We start from the raw sequence: 14,187 nt of genomic DNA, 5'->3' as shown, positions 1-14,187 counted from the left end.
ATTTCCATCCGACCGCTATGTAGATCCACGCTGCGAGAGTGCCGCCGAATAGAAAAATCACGGCCGTCAGGCGCCCAAGTGCTGCATCAGCGCGGTGACTGCTTTCCGCATGGTCGCCTTATTGGACTCCGGGACCTGTTCCCAGGGCTTGCGACTGGCTTCCTGCGCCTCCCAGCCGGATTCGGCGGCCGCCGCCTCATAGGCATCGTGCATGACGATGCAGGCGGTCTCGATCTCGTACGCGTCGGGTTCGGGCATCTTCATCTCTCCAGGTGTCTTCTGAGTCGCCAGAGCGCTCTCTCGGCCTGCTTCACGGCTTCCGGCTTCACGGCCACGACCGGCCGCGTGAGTGCAGCAATCTCAGCCACAAGCTGCTCGGCACTCAGCTCACACTTCCGGAACCGGGCCACGAGATCATCTGCCTGGCTCACATCTGCCCGCTCTCGATCGCCGCGAGCATGAGCGCTGACGGTCCGGGCTCGTACTCCCCGATGATCCTGGCGAGCAGCTGGGCAACGGACTCGGCATCCAGGTCGCCGCCCAGCATCTCGAGTTTCAGCGAGCACCGCAGGACGCCCCGGGAGTCGCGGGCCTGGATGCGTGGGCTCATCACCGGGCTGGATGCCTCCACCCGCCACGTGCAGTCCAGCGGGCCAAGTTGGCCGTCGACGGAAGTAATCGGTGGAGGTTGTCGTAGGTGAGCCACGTCGCCCATCAGAGATCCTCGGCGATCTTCACTCTCGCGGAATTCAGTAACCGTGCCACCAGGTCGGCATCTGGGTGGTTCCGCAGCGAGATGATCCGGTCGCCCGTAGAGTCCTCCACGTCGTACCAGGTGGACGCATAGGGCGGAAAGTGGTCGTGCTCCCAGACCTCTTCGCCATTGAGCACGGCGGCGACCATCTTTGCGTCGTCCGGACCATAGGCCATGCCCATGAGTTCCCCCAGTGGCACGTCCCCCCGGCGGCGGTAAACCAGGTTCCCAGGAAGACTGATGTTGTAGTTCGGCGTTACCTTCACTGTGGAGCCCCCTTCCCCGTGATCTCGTCGAGGCGCTTGAGGGCTGGGCTCAGCACCCGATGCTGGAAGTCGCAGTTGGACCACACGGACGTGTCCCTATCTCCGGCCGCAGCGAACCGAACTGCCTCCAACTCGTTGAGCATCTCCACCAGCCACGCCCGGTACTGGTCGAGCTGGGCGGCCAGGGCGTCACGCTCTACCTTGAGCGCCTCGTAGCCAACCGCTTCCAGCGCGACACGCGCGCACTTCTCGGGGTCCGGGGCGGTTATCACGTCCATATGCGAAGCCCGTGGGTCACCAGGGGGCACTTCACAGTCGTCCTCATCCACCCAGAAGTGACGCGTGGTGAACATGCCTGCGCCGCTGACCGCACTCGTCGCAATGATCAAAGCGTCACTCACCAGCCCCCACCTCCCCCTCGTGCCAGCCGGACGCAAGGATCATCAAGCCGAGCGCACCTCGCTTCAGTTGATTGACGACGCCCTCGGGCATGCCCTTGTTCGCGGCCAGGCCCTCTAGTTCGCGGGCAAGATGGACATAGCGTTCGGACTCCCCCTCGGCCCGCTCGAGCAGTTCATCCATCCACGACAGAACGCGCTCGTAAGCGCTCTCCTGGAACGTGGTCGCGAGCTGGCCCACAATCCGCTGACGCAGCATCACCCAGTTGATTTCGAGACTCGCGGCGGTGGCACGGGCGGCCTCACACTCGGCGGTCAGGCGCTCCACCTCATCACCGCTTGCGATGGCAGATGGGACGGGGGCAGCGGGTGGCTCCATAGGACCGAGCGGGACGATCTCCCAGTCGGTGATCTCGATGTGCCCCCGATACGGATGCCAGGCATGGACGGCTCCAACTCCTTGATGGGGCGCCCGAGTCACCATGCCGGTCCATCCGGTGGTTGGCCCGTCCTTCTCGGCGAGAACCCTCACGCTCTGTCCTGCCTCGACGTCACCGGGCATCGGTGGCCTCCTCGTCACGTGCGGGCGGCGTCCACCCGATAGCAACGGCCGCGTTGAGCCACGACAAGGCTTCGAATCTCGCTGCGAAGCTCTCCATCGTCGTGGCCGCATCGAGGATGTCGACGCCGTACCTCTGCTCCAGCACGGCATCCACGTCGGCCTGGTCCAGTGGGCGGGTCACAGCACAGCCTCCGTCCAGCTTGCAGGCATGGCGACCTTTTCGAGGTTGCTGACGGTGCACCATCCGGTCGCATGTACGCGGCGGTGCTGGTTGCAGTAGACGAGGCGGCCGAGCACGGTGTCGTCGTCCTCGTTCGGGTTGCTGGATCCGGCCGCGATGAGTTCGGCGGCGCGAGCTTCGTAGTCGATGCCGTTGATGATCATCCGTCGTACCCCATCCCCTCGTAGGCCAGATCGGCGCCGTCATCGTCGGTGTAGCTGTCGTCCAGGTCGTCGTCGAAGTCGTCGTACTCCGGGGGCTCCGGCGCGGGAAGGCTCACGGAGCCATCACCCCGGCCAGCCAGTTCCGCATCGCGCTCTCACCAACCAGGAATGCCCGCACCGTACTGGGAATCTCGCCCAAACTTGAGTCGTCCGACGCCCACCTTGCAAGGCCCGTACACTCCCGACCTTCGACCACCATCGGACCCGTGAACTCCGCCCGATACACGCCGTCCACGATCTGCTCCCGCAGCCGCGTCGGACGAAAGGGGAAGTTCTCGCGCTCGACCACGGGAAGTCGATCGGGCAGCCGCGCCTCGCGGACCATTTTTCGGTCGCAGTCGTTGTCCATGCTCTTACCCTTCCGTCTCGTCTACATCGAAGAATTCGCAGGCCGTGGCGGCCATCCAGGCGCCCATTAGCCGGTCGTGCAGATTGCCGCTGGTGACGCCCTGCTGGCGTAGCTCTTTCATGGCTCGGAGTACTTCAGCTGAGCTAAGCACCGGATGCCCCGGTGGCCCGCCGAACCGCTGCCACGGCACGCTTCTCGCACGTCCTGCAGGTGGGTCGATCTTCAGGCTGTAAGGCGCCTCCACCCCTTCCCCGGGTTCGCCGGCCGACCGAAGACCCGGATCCACGCCATCCATCCCACAGCCAGGGCGACCGAGAACACGGACCAGGCGGCCCACGTGGCGCGGCGGATCACGACGGCACCAGCCAGTCAGGAACCCACTCTTGGCCCTGCCCGCAGTCGCCCTCGTGGCCATGAACTCGGACCCATCCCAGGTCGCCACAGCCGATACAGAGGCGTTGCATCTGCTCCCCCATGAAGCTGGGGTAGGTCTCCCTCGCGCCAGGATCGAAGACCGTCCATGTGCGGAACGGGACGGTCGGGTTGTCGGCCGTCTCGATGATGCAGGAATCGACGAGCACCGACGCTACGTCGCTGCGCTTGATCCGGTAGGCGTATCTGCTCACTTCGCCGTCACCCCGAGATCATCAGTGAGAGCCACCAGTTCGCTGACTTCCTTTTCGGTCAGGCGCTCCTCGTCGACGATCAGGGTGAGGAGTGCAGTGTTCGTGACGACCGGCCCGACCAGCTCGGCGAACCGCTGAAGCTTCCGGACGCGCTCCTCGTCGACGATGTCCGTCGGCTCGTCCGAGTCGAGAGGCTTCCACTCGGCGACTTCCAGGCGCGGCGTACCGCCGGTCTCGGCAGCTTTGGCACGGACGTCGACTTCACTCTTCGCCTGCCGCATGATGTTCGGCCAGACGGCCCGGTACAGCTTCTCGGTCACTGCTCTCCCCCGTCGTCGAGTACTTCTGCCTCGGCAACCCACCACTCGCGATCCGAGTAGCCGTCGTTGCTCTCGATCTCCTTGCCGAATTCGACGCGCAGCCCAGCCCCATGGCCCTGTCGCTCGGCCACCGTTCCGTACTTCCGGACAGCCGCCGTCACGTTCTCGACCACCAGCGCCCGGACCCGAGTCCCCGGCGCCAGAGGGGCATCCCCGGTGCGCCAGATGCGGCTCATGCTCCCGCCGCCGTCATCTCGTCTTCGTGGTCGCGCCCCTGCTGTTCCGCCTCGTCGTAGAAAGGCATTTCACGTCCCCTCAGGCCACAGACGCAGGTGGCGAGAAACCCGCCCGGAGCTGCGCTTGAACCGACGATGTCAACCGAGGTGCGGTGACTCGCGCTCACGGCTGCACCCCCATCGCGTCCACCACGCCGGCGTCCGCGTGCTGGCGGGTCACCGAGTCGAGCCCGAGGAACGTCTCCTGGTCGCCGTTTTGCTCGATCACAGTCACCAGGCGCGGCGACAGAACCTGCACATCAGCACCCGGATGGGCACCGCGCACAACCCCCGCCGCCTCCTTGACCGTCCCGCGAAAACCCGCCGGGAACGGATCGCCGAGCCAGTCGAACTGGGCCTGCGAACCGATCAGCCCGGCCTCCATCAGGATGTGCCCGGCGATCCCCGCATCCGTGTGGTCGCCGTCCGTCCTGGCCTTGCCGATCCGGATGCCCTCAGCGGCTGCCTTCGTGAGGAGGTCGCCGAGTTGGTCGAGCGTCAGGTTGTCCATGTCGTACCCCGTTTCTGGTTGTGGTCTTGGCCTAGAAGTTCACCCCCGCCGCCCGGAGATCGGCCGGGCGGCGAGAGTCAGCCGCTAGTCCGCGAGAGCGGCGATCCGGGCCTGAAGTTCCTCGGCGCTCAGGCCCTGGAGCTCGTCGTCCCTCTTCGCGGCGAGGATGCCCAGCAGGCGCTCCTTCTCGGCGGCGCGGGCCGCCCGGTTGCGCTTGGCCTCGTTCTCGGCGATCTTCACCGCGATGATGTGCTTCACGATCTCGAGCTTGGTCTCGAGCTCACCCTTGCGGGGATCGGCCTCGGTCTGGACGAAGCTGGTCTGGCTGGCCGACTGCAGCTCGTCGTTGACGGCCTTCGCCACTGAGTCGAGGTCGAACCCGGCCTTGGAGGCCAGCGGGAGATCCCACAGGTCCTCGGTGGAAATCAGGCCCCGGTTCGAGTCGAACCGGAAGGCGTTGCGGGTGGCGGTCTCGAAGATGCTCACGGTCGTTCTCCTTGATAGTTGTCAGAACTGGATGGCGAGGAGGCGCTGACGGCCCCCGCTGGTGACCTTGGCGGTGATAGTCGCCCCGGATGTCGAGCTGAAGCCAAGGCCGGAAATCTGGTCCGGGTCGGCCGCGCACTTGGTGCGGTCGCCGAGAACCTCGAAAACCTTGCGGTGCTTGTCGAGGTCGGCCTTGAGGAACTCGTTGTACAACCCGCGGGTCGGCTGGTCGTTGACACAGCCGTCTAGGGCGAAGATGTAGTGCCGGTTGCCGACCTCGCTGTCACCCCAGTAGTTCGGGGAGTACATGACGGCCTTCACCTTCACGAAGTCCTCAGTGCGGACGCCCCAGATGTCCTTCGAGGCGCTACCGCCGATGATGTCCTTGCCGGGCGCGAACTTGACGATCTTTCCGTCCTCCACGGCCATCACGCCGACCGGGACCGTCTCGTTGTTGCGGACCGCCTTGTCGTACCGGTAGTTCTGGATCACCCCGGCACTCTCCGTCTCGATGACGAAGCCCACGTCCACGGTCTCCCGCTTGGCGAAGTTGTTGACCTCCACCCGGTAGTCGCCGTCCTGGATGTTCCACGTCCACGACACGTTCTCCACCGGCTCCCGGGACGAGCGACCGCCAGCGTTCATGTCGACGTCCAGCTTGTCCTGCCGGTTGCCGTAGTAGATCCGGTTGCCGTTCGGCTCGATCACGTGGATGTCGAGGTCGTCGTAGTTGAACCAGGACAGGCTGACCCGCAGCTTGCCCGCCACATTCCCGCCGGCCCGCTTGACCTTCTCCTTGATGGAGTCGGTGACGTTCCCGCCGTAGGACCACGCGAAGTCGTTGCCCCACTTCAGGATCGACGGGGAACCGGGGTTGGCTCCGGTGGTGATGCTGCAGAAGTTGGGCTCGTTGGCGTTCTTCACCAGCAGGTCGACGTCCGTGGCGCCGGGGAGGATGTTCTTCATGAAGTCGGCGATCGAGATGGGTTCGGCCGCCGCGTCCCGCCGAGGCGCCGTTGTTGCCGCGGCCATGAGGATGTCGGCGATGCTGCCGTCCTTCATCTGCGGCCTCACGTCGCGGTTGACCCACAGGACGTCGTTGACGCCGACATCGGCGAGGTGCGCGAACCTGCGCTCCAGCGAAGACTCGATCCCCAGGGCGGTGATCGTCTTCATGGCGTCCGCGACCATCGCCGGAGTGATCAACGCCTTCGGCCGCTTGTAGTTCGCCGGCGCAACCTTGGCCTCGAAGCTCCGGACCGCCGCCTCCAGGCTCATGCCTTCCGAGAGATCCTGGACCAGCGTGCCGATCACCGTGTTCCGGAAACGGGCGGCCGGGTTGCTCGCGTTGGCGAACACGTACGTGTTCCGCGCCTCACCGACCAACTGGTTGTAGTGGTTCAGCAGCGAACGGAACCCGGTGACCGCCCGCATGTGCTCCTCGCCGCGGTAGAGCGAGTTGTTGTCGATGAGGTCCACGACGGTATCGATCGCCGAGCCGGACAGTTCCTCCAGGCCGCGACGGAAAACCTGCACCGACGCCAGGAACTCACCCCGAACGGTCGCGACCTCACGGGACCGGTGCCGCTCGACGATCTCACCGTGGAAGTGGTTCCACGTCTCCACCGTCTCGCCGACCAGGGATCGGGTTTGCTGCGTGCCGTACTTGGGCTCCGACATTCGGAAGATGCCCACGATCGGGCGGGAGGTGACGTACTCGTCCAGCGCTGCGGACACCGTGCGATACGGCTCCGGCAGGTCGAGCCCACCCCACACCGAACGCAGCTGGCCGTCCGCGATCTCGACGACGTTGCCGACGTTCCTGGCGAAGTGCCGGCACGTCGAGCAGTCGTGCTCCGTGCGCTCCCGAAACATCGGGTTGCTTCCCGTCGGGAACGCGCTGAGGTACGCCGACCAGATGCCTTCGGCGTCGACGACGTACAGCTCGCTCCCGGACATCGCCGTGAACCGCTCGTGGATCGCATCGGCGAAAGTCTTGAAATCTGCCATGGTTGGCCGTTCCCCGTTCTCAAGTGGGCGTGCAGGGTGTACGCATCCACGGCGTGGACACGCAATGTGTGGTGGGTTTCAGCGGGTGGTGGGCGTGGTGCTTCGGTCGTCCCGGTACGGCACCGGGACTCCACCGGCGATGAACGAGTACTCCGGCAGGGGGATGTACGTAGCGGCCAGACCCAGGAGAGTCAGGCCAGCGAACAGGGCCAGGGAGGCGACGAGGAAGCTCATGCCGGTTCCTGCGCGAATTCCTCGGCAGTGCGCGGGTCGGGGATGCGCCGCTTGATGCGCGTACCCGTCGTTGACGCTTCAATCACTCCTTGCTCGGCGAAGAACCTCAGGCCCAGGTGAACGGTGGACTTGTCCAGGGACAAGCTCTTCGCGATCTCGCCGGGCTCCGGGAAGTGACCGGTCTCGGCGTACTCGGCGCGACAGAAGTCGATGATCCGCCGCTGTGCCTGCGACATCTCAGGGTCCCCGAGGCGATTCGCCCACCGCAGGTACAGGCGGATGAACTCGTCTCTCTCAGCGGGCGAGAGCGGCTGCGAACTGTTCGGGTCGATGTCAAGGACGCGCATGGCGATCGGGTTCAGGCCCCACGCGTTCCCCACGACCGTGTCGTCATCCACGCGCGTCCAGAACCGCTTGGCCAGAGGAAACATCAGGAGTCCACCTTTGCGGTCGCTAGAAGCTCGTTAAGGGCCTCGTCAGCCGGCAGCCCGTCGGTGAGTAAGCGCAGGATCATCCCGAGGAGACGGTGCTGCTCGACCGACAGTGGACGGTCCGCCCACTCGTCCAGGAGGGCGCTCACCTTGGGGTGCTTCTCGGCGAGCTCGGGGAGGCGGCCCCGCCAGATCGTTTCGCGGCCTGTGCCGTCGACGGTGGTCGCGATGACCGTGTACGGGTCGGTGGCGCGAGCGTTGCGCTTGGAGTACCCCCACTCGCGGATCACCGCGGCGGCCTGGTCCGCGGTCATGTCGATCCCGGACACAGTGTCCGCGCCGAGCGGGACTGGACTGTGGTCGGTGTACCAGTTCAGGACGAGCTGGTCGGTGCGGGTCAGGGTGTCGGTCACAGGTTCCCTCCTTCGTGCTGGATTTCGTGGTCGTGCTGGCAGTTTTCGGACTCGCACACGTTCGAGACGCACGCGTCGCACCAGGCCAGGTCGACCGCCGGGACGGGACCCTGGTGGTAGTCGCAGTCGAGGGTGTCGAGCTCGTCGAACGCGAGGGTCGCGATCTGGAGGGTTCCGATGGCGTCCAGGGTGTCCCCGGCGCCGATCTGGCGGATGAGGAGCGACTGGATGGTGTCGGGCAGTGTGGTCGTCGTCATCAGAACGGCACCTCCGTGCTGGTGTTCGTGGCGGGGCGGGTGTCCCAGGCGGACAGGGTGGCGAGTTCGCGGGGGTCGGGGATGGCGTCTTCCCGGGGGTCGAAGTCGCTCTCTGCCTCGTACGCTTCGGCGTGCGCTGCGTCGTCCCACCAGTTGCCGCCCATCAGAAGCCCTCGTGTCCGTCGCAGCGGTCGCCGTCGAACGCGACGGGTGCTGTGCAGGGGGTGAGTGCCTGTCCGGGGAAGAGCATCGGTGCGCCGCAGGTGTGGATGGTTTCGCTGGCGGTGGTGGTCATCGTTACTCCCCCGAGTAGTTCTTGGTCCGACATCAATAGGATGTCATCCCACTAGCGATGGCGCAACATCTTCGTAGGATCTGATCCAACTATTCAGGCATGGGTCGAACGGATGACTCAAACGGCAGACGAGGACGTGTCGGCTGACGCTCACACTCCACAATCAAATGCGGGCCACCATCAGGCGCCGGCCGAATCCACCACCACCTGGGGTAAGGCAGCGAGAGCCACACCGGAACCAGGCTCGGGTCCTCCCACGACCGCAACCGCCAGCCACCCGCACGGGCAAAAGCGAAGTCCCGATGAAGGAGATCGTGCACAGCACGCGAGACCCACAAGCCGTTCCAGGGCTGAAATCCGCCGTCCTGATCCTGCGAGTCGGAAGCGTCCCGGCGGTGCGAGAACTCACCCCCACGGCCCGTCCCCAGGATCTCGTCCCGGGCCTCGACATCCTCCCCCGCACCCCGAGCCTTCCGCAGCTCGGCCAGGGTCACCTGCGCGGACCTGGCGTGAACCTCGTCGTAGCCCTCCTGCTGCGCCGCAGTCAGCTCACGGCGACCAGGCTTGAGCCGGGTGCGGGTCAACGTCACTGCTCCCCCTCGAAAATCTTGACCGGAATCCCGGCAGCCCCAGCCATAGCCATGCACCCGCGAGTCCCACGCGAGACACCCAGCGGGAACGCCAGACACACCTCAGCCCCACGCGCGACCATCTGCTGGTTCCGTATCGGCCCAGCGGACCTCCCGTGCACCCGCCACAACGCCGGGTGCCGCTCGACCGCCCGACCGTTCGACACGGCCCACCGATCCGCGAACGCATCAGCGCCCGTCGGGCACGCACCATGCACGATCACGTCACCCGGCAACGAGTACGTCACCAGCGCCTCGTAGACGACATCCTCATCGGTCCAATCCCGAGAGCCCGTAACGAGAATCCGCATCACGATCCACCACCCTTGAACAAGCTCTCCGTCGACATCCTCGGCCGCGGCGGATCATGCCGGTGCCGCCAAGCCCGAACAGCGCGCACCGGATGCAGAACCGACCACGTCAACGCCACCAGCCACAAAGGCATCCACCGCGGCCAGCCCCAGCGAAGCCACCGCTCCGTACGGTCCCGAGCCCACCGCAAGGGCCGCCAACGCCCCAGCCAATAGCCGACCGTCAGGGCCCACATGAGCAACGCAATCACGGCCACCGGACCACCACCGCAACAAGCCCCACCAGGACCGCCACAGCGACCAGCGCAGCCACCGCAAGCCACCCGCCCGACACCAGCATGGCCAGAGCCAGGCAGGCGCCCACAGCACCACACACGGCCTCAGCGACCGGCGGGGCAGACGACGCAGCACGACGGCCACGACACGGCGCCGGCTGGGCCGTATGACGGGGGTTCACGACGGCTGCGCCATGTCAACGAAGCGCGAGTAATGGCCCTGGAACGCCACGGTGATCGTGTCCGTCGGCCCGTTGCGGTGCTTCGCGACGATGAAGTCAGCCTCACCCGCCCGCTTGTGCTCCTTCTCGTACGCGTCCTCACGGTGAAGGAGGATGACCACGTCGGCATCCTGTTCCACAGAACCACTTTCGCGAATGTCGCTCATCGCGGGCTTCTTGTCGCTGCGCTGCTCCGGCCCACGGTTCAACTGACTCAGCGCGACGATCGGAACCTGGAGCTCCTTCGCCAGAAGCTTGATGGAACGCGAGAACTCAGATACCTCCTGCTGACGGGACTCGACCCGGCGGCCGGACGTCATGAGCTGCAAGTAGTCGATCACGACGAACTTCAGGTCGTGCTTCTGCTTCAGCCGCCGGCACTTGGCCCGGATGTCCATCAGGGTCAGGTTCGGACTGTCGTCAACGAAGAACGGGGCGCCGTTCACCCGGCGCACCGCATCAGCCATGCGCGTCCAGTCCTGCTCGCGCATCTGCCCCTTGCGGATGTTCTGCAACGGAACCCGAGACTCCGCCGAGATGAGGCGGTGCGCGATCTCCGTGCGACCCATCTCGAGGCTGAACATCACCGACGTCAGACCATGCTTGACCGACGCCGACCGAAGGAGGTCTAGACCGAACGTCGACTTCCCCTGAGCCGGACGGGCAGCAATCACGATCATCTGCCCGGGGTGCAGGCCATGGGTGAGAGCGTCGAGGTCGGCGAACCCCGTCGGAACCCCCGTGAGCGAAGCGCCGCGATGGCTCGCCGCCTCCACCTCGTCCACGGCTGGCCCCAGGATCTCCGACAGCCGGACGTATTCATCGCGGGAGCGGCCTTCGGTGGCGCCCTGGAGCGTCGAAACCGCCTCGGAGATGATTCCCTTCGTCTCACCTCCTCCGCGGCCGTCAGATCCGCCATAGCCCAGCTCTGAGATGCGGGCCCCGGCATCGACCAGGCGCCTCAACGCGGCACGCTCCGCGACGATCCGCGCGTAATAGCCCGCGTTCGTTGCCGTCGGCACACCGGCGATCAAGTCATGCACGTACACCGGGCCACCGACCCGGTCCAGGTCGCCGCGCTTCTTCAGCTCGTCAGCCACCGTCACCGCATCAGCCGGCTCACCGCGACTCTCCAGCCCGACGATCGCATCGAAGATCGCCTCATGGGCCGGACGGTAAAAGTCCACGCCGCGGATCTGCTCGACGACATCAGCGATCGCATCCTTCGACAGCAGCATGCCGCCCAGCACCGACCGCTCCGCCGCGACATCCTGCGGCGGGCGGCGGGCCTCGAAGTCCCAGCCGTCCGACTGTCGGGGAATCTCGTGGATGCTCACCGGGCGCCTCCCGGCAGGGCGCCGATGCGGGACACGTCGACCTGGCGATGCTGTCGAAGTTCGCCCGCAGCCACCCACGGCGCTGCGCCGGTCAGCGTGAAGCCACCCGCCTCGTAGGCCTCCCGGTCCAGGCGCCCGTTCACGTCAGCCGCGGCCAGGGCGCGCTGCTCGGCCAGATACGCCACGACGTCATCGGGGTCCACGTTCGGGGCCGGCAGGTTGTCGGCGGCCCGCTCCTGGCGCATGCGCTCAACCTCGGCGCAGATGTCGTGAACGCCGATGTAGGGCTGCTGGCGGATCAGGGAGCCGGCGGCATCCAGCGCCTCACGCAGCTCGATGTCTCCCAGCGGCACCGCCCAGAATTTCGGGGTCTCCTCGTCCATCTTCTGTGACGGGGAAAGTTGCGCAATGACCCGACAGAGGCGGGCCGTTTCGGGGAGGTTCATGGTCAGGCTCCAATCTGGCGGATGGTTGCTGTTGCCGCCGGGTGTGAGAGTCGTTCCCATGCGGCGAACATTGCGCGGCGTGCTTGGTCGCTCTTCGCGTACGTGTCGTGGGCTTCCCCGAGGAAGCGGTCGACGTCGCGGGCTCTGGCCGCGCCAGCGCGTTGGACTGCGACGAGCAGCACCGGCAGATCGATGCCGTCATCCTTGATGAGTCGCTTCACATGGCGGCCGATAGCTCCGCGCATCGACGTGGTGTGCATGCCGCCACTGGCTTCCACCGCATCGCAGTAGGCGGCCACCAGAACCTGGGCGGGGGCTGCTTCGGGAGGATCGGGGCGGGCGATTTCGAAGAGGCCGTCGCTGGGTTCGTCGTCAGCCCAAGCCGCGTCAGCGGCTTGTGAAGAAGTAGTAGTTCCGAAGTAAGGAACCGAAGGGGTCCGGTCTGGGCCGGACCCTTTGTCGAAAATTCCGGACCCTTTCTCGCCCTGCGCCGGACCCTTTGCGCCTAGAAAGGGTCCGGTCTGGGCTGGACCCTTTACCTCGGAATGGGTCCGGTCTGGGCTGGACCCATTGGCAACCGAAAGGGTCCGGTCTGGGCTGGACCCTTTCGCCTTGCGTTCAGTCGCTCGTCGCGTGTCCGCCGACGCCAGCCGGTGCGCCAGTTCCTCCTCCTTAGGGATGCCAGGGCTGCCCTTGAACGCGTCCGCCCCCGGACAAACTCCGCCCCGTCGGACCGACAGCGACCCCTTCTCGTCGCCGGCGTCCGGGAACACCTTGTAGGACGCGCGGCGACCTCGGTGCCCCTGCTCCACCTGCATGAGCAGGCCCCACTTCTGAAGGTCCACAAGGATGGCCAGTGCCTGCGACCTGGCAGCCCCGGTCCATGCGCGAATGGCATCCAGTCCCGGGTAGCCGATCCTGGATCCGTCATCGGCGCTGTCGCAGATCTTCATCAGCGCCAGCTTGTGCTTCTCCGGGATGTCCATGTAGCCAGCGACGATGAGTAGGTGCGCGCTCACCGGAGCTTCGCACCCTTGCTGGAATTGCAAGAGGTGCAGAGCGTCTGGAAGTTCTCCGGCCCATCCACGCCACCCTTTGACTTCGGGAAGACATGGTCCACCTCAAGGCCGCGGTGCAGCGGGCGGCCCGTGGCGGTGAGGGGGATGTCGTCGCCCAACCCCCAGCCGCAGGCAACGCAGCGCCAGCTGTCCCGCTCGAAGACCGACTTCCGACCTTCGGCCAACGGCTTGGCGTTCTTGCTCGCCCGAGCCACTTCGGCAAGCAGGGTGTCCTGGGCTACTTCACGTATCACGGGCGATCGCCTCGCGAGCAGGTCCCAGGCGCCAGCTACTCGGCGAGGCTGGGCCCCGAGTCGCTGCCACTCGTAGTACTTCGCGTGGAAGACCTCGCCTTCCTCGTCATCCACCCTCACAAAACCCGACAGTTCCAGTTCGGCAAGGGCTGAGACGATGCCCTCCTCGGAGGCGTGAGTCGACCAGGTGCCCGACCAGCGGCGCGCAGTCAGCACAGCTACGCCGTCCGCCTTCAGGTCGAATGACGCGGTGAGGCTGAACAATGCCCACTGGGCCCCGATGCTAAGCCGGCCGAACTCGGGGTCACGCTGTAGGGCGATGGGGATACTTCGAATGCTCATGCGTCACCGCCCTCGGTGTCATCCCAATACCCACCGGGCATCCCCCACAGGACGCCCCAGGGCTTTTCGCGGGCGATGAGGCCGACGTCGGCCGGCGGGAGGCAGGTAACCTTGCCGCCGTTGATGCGCTGGTGCTTGTCGAACCCCGACGAGACGAAGACCTCGTGGCAACCCGAGCAGTGCGCGCGAGTCAGGCCGGTCCAGGACTGGCCACAGGCGCCGTGGAAGATGAGCTGACTCATGACGCCACCGCCATGTCCCCGCGCGCCTCGATGAGGGCCTGGCGGGCTCGACGCACGGTCAGTGCGGAGCATCCGACCCGACGGGCGACCCCTGCGGGTGTTCCGCCATCCTCGAGGAGTCGCCAGATGACTGCTCGACGTTCGGCGGGCCCGAGGTAGCCAGTGCCGGTGGTCAGGAAACGATCGACGTCGTGCTGGCTGTAGGGCTGTTCGGTGAGTTTCACCCCCTGCCCGCGTTCAATGGGCTCACTTACTGCGCGGGCATTGCGGGCGTTGCTAGCCTCAGACACGAGACCTCCTGTAGTGGTGCATGGACATGGGCCTGCTCGGTGGTGCCTCAGCTGCGATCCCCGCTCCGGCCAAGGAATGAGGGGGTCGCAGTTTCGTTTCTGAGCCGCTTCTGATCCTATCCCATTGGCTACTGATCCAACTCTGATGGCG

27 protein-coding genes are annotated in these 14,187 nt (G+C 65.9%); all 27 read right to left on the bottom strand.

What is annotated here, in order from left to right:
* Positions 1–66: 66 nt before the first annotated feature.
* The 27 genes from QSK05_RS26515 to QSK05_RS26390 all read right to left on the bottom strand — a co-directional run bounded on the left by QSK05_RS26515 (position 67) and on the right by QSK05_RS26390 (position 14,036).
* The gene (locus QSK05_RS26515) at positions 67–258 is read right to left on the bottom strand and encodes a hypothetical protein (protein ID WP_285600055.1); all 192 of its coding nucleotides are present in this window, start codon (positions 256–258) and stop codon (positions 67–69) included.
* Between the two features lie 169 nt (positions 259–427).
* Positions 428–610 carry a hypothetical protein gene (locus QSK05_RS26510; RefSeq protein ID WP_285600054.1) on the bottom strand — a complete coding sequence of 61 codons (183 nt, stop codon included), beginning with the start codon at positions 608–610 and terminating at the stop codon, positions 428–430.
* A gap of 104 nt (positions 611–714) precedes the next feature.
* Complete coding sequence (locus QSK05_RS26505) at positions 715–1,020, bottom strand: hypothetical protein (RefSeq protein WP_285600053.1); 306 nt, start codon at positions 1,018–1,020, stop codon at positions 715–717.
* On the bottom strand, positions 1,017–1,421 hold the full coding sequence (locus tag QSK05_RS26500; protein ID WP_285600052.1) for a hypothetical protein: 405 nt from the start codon (positions 1,419–1,421) through the stop codon (positions 1,017–1,019). Before QSK05_RS26500 ends, QSK05_RS26505 begins: the two co-directional genes overlap by 4 nt.
* The gene (locus QSK05_RS26495) at positions 1,414–1,980 is read right to left on the bottom strand and encodes a hypothetical protein (RefSeq protein ID WP_285600051.1); all 567 of its coding nucleotides are present in this window, start codon (positions 1,978–1,980) and stop codon (positions 1,414–1,416) included. The genes QSK05_RS26500 and QSK05_RS26495 overlap by 8 nt, the downstream gene beginning before the upstream one ends.
* Positions 1,970–2,161, bottom strand: a complete 192-nt coding sequence (locus QSK05_RS26490; protein ID WP_285600050.1) for a hypothetical protein — start codon at positions 2,159–2,161, stop codon at positions 1,970–1,972. Before QSK05_RS26490 ends, QSK05_RS26495 begins: the two co-directional genes overlap by 11 nt.
* Positions 2,158–2,364: a hypothetical protein gene (locus QSK05_RS26485; protein ID WP_285600049.1), complete on the bottom strand. Its 207-nt coding sequence runs from the start codon at positions 2,362–2,364 to the stop codon at positions 2,158–2,160. The genes QSK05_RS26490 and QSK05_RS26485 overlap by 4 nt, the downstream gene beginning before the upstream one ends.
* A gap of 112 nt (positions 2,365–2,476) precedes the next feature.
* A complete protein-coding gene (locus tag QSK05_RS26480; RefSeq protein ID WP_285600048.1) occupies positions 2,477–2,773 on the bottom strand; it encodes a hypothetical protein in 297 nt (98 codons plus the stop codon).
* 350 nt (positions 2,774–3,123) lie between these two features.
* On the bottom strand, positions 3,124–3,399 hold the full coding sequence (locus QSK05_RS26475; protein ID WP_285600047.1) for a hypothetical protein: 276 nt from the start codon (positions 3,397–3,399) through the stop codon (positions 3,124–3,126).
* Entirely contained in the window at positions 3,396–3,719 is a 324-nt protein-coding gene (locus tag QSK05_RS26470) for a hypothetical protein (protein ID WP_285600046.1), read from the bottom strand. Before QSK05_RS26470 ends, QSK05_RS26475 begins: the two co-directional genes overlap by 4 nt.
* Positions 3,716–3,955 (bottom strand): hypothetical protein, encoded by a 240-nt coding sequence (locus tag QSK05_RS26465; RefSeq protein WP_285600045.1) that lies wholly within the window; start codon positions 3,953–3,955, stop codon positions 3,716–3,718. Before QSK05_RS26465 ends, QSK05_RS26470 begins: the two co-directional genes overlap by 4 nt.
* 163 nt (positions 3,956–4,118) lie before the next feature.
* Positions 4,119–4,505 (bottom strand): hypothetical protein, encoded by a 387-nt coding sequence (locus tag QSK05_RS26460; RefSeq protein WP_285600044.1) that lies wholly within the window; start codon positions 4,503–4,505, stop codon positions 4,119–4,121.
* A gap of 84 nt (positions 4,506–4,589) precedes the next feature.
* A complete protein-coding gene (locus QSK05_RS26455) occupies positions 4,590–4,991 on the bottom strand; it encodes a hypothetical protein (RefSeq protein ID WP_285600043.1) in 402 nt (133 codons plus the stop codon).
* 21 nt (positions 4,992–5,012) lie between these two features.
* A complete protein-coding gene (locus QSK05_RS26450) occupies positions 5,013–7,001 on the bottom strand; it encodes a DUF8224 domain-containing phage-derived protein (protein ID WP_285600042.1) in 1,989 nt (662 codons plus the stop codon).
* Positions 7,002–7,079: 78 nt separating this feature from the next.
* The gene (locus QSK05_RS26445) at positions 7,080–7,235 is read right to left on the bottom strand and encodes a hypothetical protein (RefSeq protein ID WP_285600041.1); all 156 of its coding nucleotides are present in this window, start codon (positions 7,233–7,235) and stop codon (positions 7,080–7,082) included.
* Positions 7,232–7,666: a LexA family protein gene (locus tag QSK05_RS26440; RefSeq protein ID WP_285600040.1), complete on the bottom strand. Its 435-nt coding sequence runs from the start codon at positions 7,664–7,666 to the stop codon at positions 7,232–7,234. Before QSK05_RS26440 ends, QSK05_RS26445 begins: the two co-directional genes overlap by 4 nt.
* The gene (locus tag QSK05_RS26435; RefSeq protein ID WP_285600039.1) at positions 7,666–8,079 is read right to left on the bottom strand and encodes a hypothetical protein; all 414 of its coding nucleotides are present in this window, start codon (positions 8,077–8,079) and stop codon (positions 7,666–7,668) included. Before QSK05_RS26435 ends, QSK05_RS26440 begins: the two co-directional genes overlap by 1 nt.
* On the bottom strand, positions 8,076–8,336 hold the full coding sequence (locus tag QSK05_RS26430) for a hypothetical protein (protein ID WP_285600038.1): 261 nt from the start codon (positions 8,334–8,336) through the stop codon (positions 8,076–8,078). Before QSK05_RS26430 ends, QSK05_RS26435 begins: the two co-directional genes overlap by 4 nt.
* On the bottom strand, positions 8,336–8,500 hold the full coding sequence (locus QSK05_RS26425; protein ID WP_285600037.1) for a hypothetical protein: 165 nt from the start codon (positions 8,498–8,500) through the stop codon (positions 8,336–8,338). The genes QSK05_RS26430 and QSK05_RS26425 overlap by 1 nt, the downstream gene beginning before the upstream one ends.
* Positions 8,500–8,631, bottom strand: a complete 132-nt coding sequence (locus QSK05_RS26420; protein WP_285600036.1) for a hypothetical protein — start codon at positions 8,629–8,631, stop codon at positions 8,500–8,502. The genes QSK05_RS26425 and QSK05_RS26420 overlap by 1 nt, the downstream gene beginning before the upstream one ends.
* A gap of 586 nt (positions 8,632–9,217) precedes the next feature.
* A complete protein-coding gene (locus QSK05_RS36470) occupies positions 9,218–9,571 on the bottom strand; it encodes a DUF2493 domain-containing protein (protein WP_352302760.1) in 354 nt (117 codons plus the stop codon).
* Positions 9,572–10,024: 453 nt separating this feature from the next.
* On the bottom strand, positions 10,025–11,404 hold the full coding sequence (gene dnaB / locus QSK05_RS26415) for a replicative DNA helicase (protein WP_285600035.1): 1,380 nt from the start codon (positions 11,402–11,404) through the stop codon (positions 10,025–10,027).
* On the bottom strand, positions 11,401–11,787 hold the full coding sequence (locus QSK05_RS26410) for a hypothetical protein (RefSeq protein ID WP_285600034.1): 387 nt from the start codon (positions 11,785–11,787) through the stop codon (positions 11,401–11,403). The genes dnaB and QSK05_RS26410 overlap by 4 nt, the downstream gene beginning before the upstream one ends.
* A gap of 65 nt (positions 11,788–11,852) precedes the next feature.
* Entirely contained in the window at positions 11,853–12,869 is a 1,017-nt protein-coding gene (locus QSK05_RS26405; RefSeq protein ID WP_285600033.1) for a hypothetical protein, read from the bottom strand.
* Positions 12,866–13,504: an HNH endonuclease gene (locus tag QSK05_RS26400; protein ID WP_285600032.1), complete on the bottom strand. Its 639-nt coding sequence runs from the start codon at positions 13,502–13,504 to the stop codon at positions 12,866–12,868. Before QSK05_RS26400 ends, QSK05_RS26405 begins: the two co-directional genes overlap by 4 nt.
* The gene (locus QSK05_RS26395) at positions 13,501–13,746 is read right to left on the bottom strand and encodes an FDXHR family putative zinc-binding protein (RefSeq protein ID WP_285600031.1); all 246 of its coding nucleotides are present in this window, start codon (positions 13,744–13,746) and stop codon (positions 13,501–13,503) included. The genes QSK05_RS26400 and QSK05_RS26395 overlap by 4 nt, the downstream gene beginning before the upstream one ends.
* A complete protein-coding gene (locus QSK05_RS26390) occupies positions 13,743–14,036 on the bottom strand; it encodes a hypothetical protein (protein WP_285600030.1) in 294 nt (97 codons plus the stop codon). The genes QSK05_RS26395 and QSK05_RS26390 overlap by 4 nt, the downstream gene beginning before the upstream one ends.
* Between the last annotated feature and the right edge of the window lie 151 nt (positions 14,037–14,187).

This window comes from Kineosporia sp. NBRC 101731 (genome assembly GCF_030269305.1).
Taxonomy (GTDB): Bacteria; Actinomycetota; Actinomycetes; order Actinomycetales; family Kineosporiaceae; genus Kineosporia.
This window is presented reverse-complemented; position numbering and strand designations above follow the sequence as displayed.

Excerpts from the sequence above, each read along its gene's own strand:
- QSK05_RS26440 (WP_285600040.1), bottom strand. The coding sequence starts at position 7,666 with ATGTTTCCTCTGGCCAAGCGGTTCTGGACGCGCGTGGATGACGACACG.
- QSK05_RS26450 (WP_285600042.1), bottom strand. The coding sequence starts at position 7,001 with ATGGCAGATTTCAAGACTTTCGCCGATGCGATCCACGAGCGGTTCACG.
- QSK05_RS26510 (WP_285600054.1), bottom strand. The coding sequence starts at position 610 with ATGAGCCCACGCATCCAGGCCCGCGACTCCCGGGGCGTCCTGCGGTGC.
- QSK05_RS26480 (WP_285600048.1), bottom strand. The coding sequence starts at position 2,773 with ATGGACAACGACTGCGACCGAAAAATGGTCCGCGAGGCGCGGCTGCCC.
- QSK05_RS26400 (WP_285600032.1), bottom strand. The coding sequence starts at position 13,504 with ATGAGCATTCGAAGTATCCCCATCGCCCTACAGCGTGACCCCGAGTTC.
- QSK05_RS26425 (WP_285600037.1), bottom strand. The coding sequence starts at position 8,500 with ATGGGCGGCAACTGGTGGGACGACGCAGCGCACGCCGAAGCGTACGAG.
- QSK05_RS26445 (WP_285600041.1), bottom strand. The coding sequence starts at position 7,235 with ATGAGCTTCCTCGTCGCCTCCCTGGCCCTGTTCGCTGGCCTGACTCTC.
- QSK05_RS26430 (WP_285600038.1), bottom strand. The coding sequence starts at position 8,336 with ATGACGACGACCACACTGCCCGACACCATCCAGTCGCTCCTCATCCGC.
- QSK05_RS26410 (WP_285600034.1), bottom strand. The coding sequence starts at position 11,787 with ATGGACGAGGAGACCCCGAAATTCTGGGCGGTGCCGCTGGGAGACATC.
- QSK05_RS26420 (WP_285600036.1), bottom strand. The coding sequence starts at position 8,631 with ATGACCACCACCGCCAGCGAAACCATCCACACCTGCGGCGCACCGATG.
- QSK05_RS26485 (WP_285600049.1), bottom strand. The coding sequence starts at position 2,364 with ATGATCATCAACGGCATCGACTACGAAGCTCGCGCCGCCGAACTCATC.
- QSK05_RS36470 (WP_352302760.1), bottom strand. The coding sequence starts at position 9,571 with ATGCGGATTCTCGTTACGGGCTCTCGGGATTGGACCGATGAGGATGTC.
- QSK05_RS26515 (WP_285600055.1), bottom strand. The coding sequence starts at position 258 with ATGCCCGAACCCGACGCGTACGAGATCGAGACCGCCTGCATCGTCATG.
- QSK05_RS26395 (WP_285600031.1), bottom strand. The coding sequence starts at position 13,746 with ATGAGTCAGCTCATCTTCCACGGCGCCTGTGGCCAGTCCTGGACCGGC.
- QSK05_RS26495 (WP_285600051.1), bottom strand. The coding sequence starts at position 1,980 with ATGCCCGGTGACGTCGAGGCAGGACAGAGCGTGAGGGTTCTCGCCGAG.
- QSK05_RS26465 (WP_285600045.1), bottom strand. The coding sequence starts at position 3,955 with ATGAGCCGCATCTGGCGCACCGGGGATGCCCCTCTGGCGCCGGGGACT.
- QSK05_RS26460 (WP_285600044.1), bottom strand. The coding sequence starts at position 4,505 with ATGGACAACCTGACGCTCGACCAACTCGGCGACCTCCTCACGAAGGCA.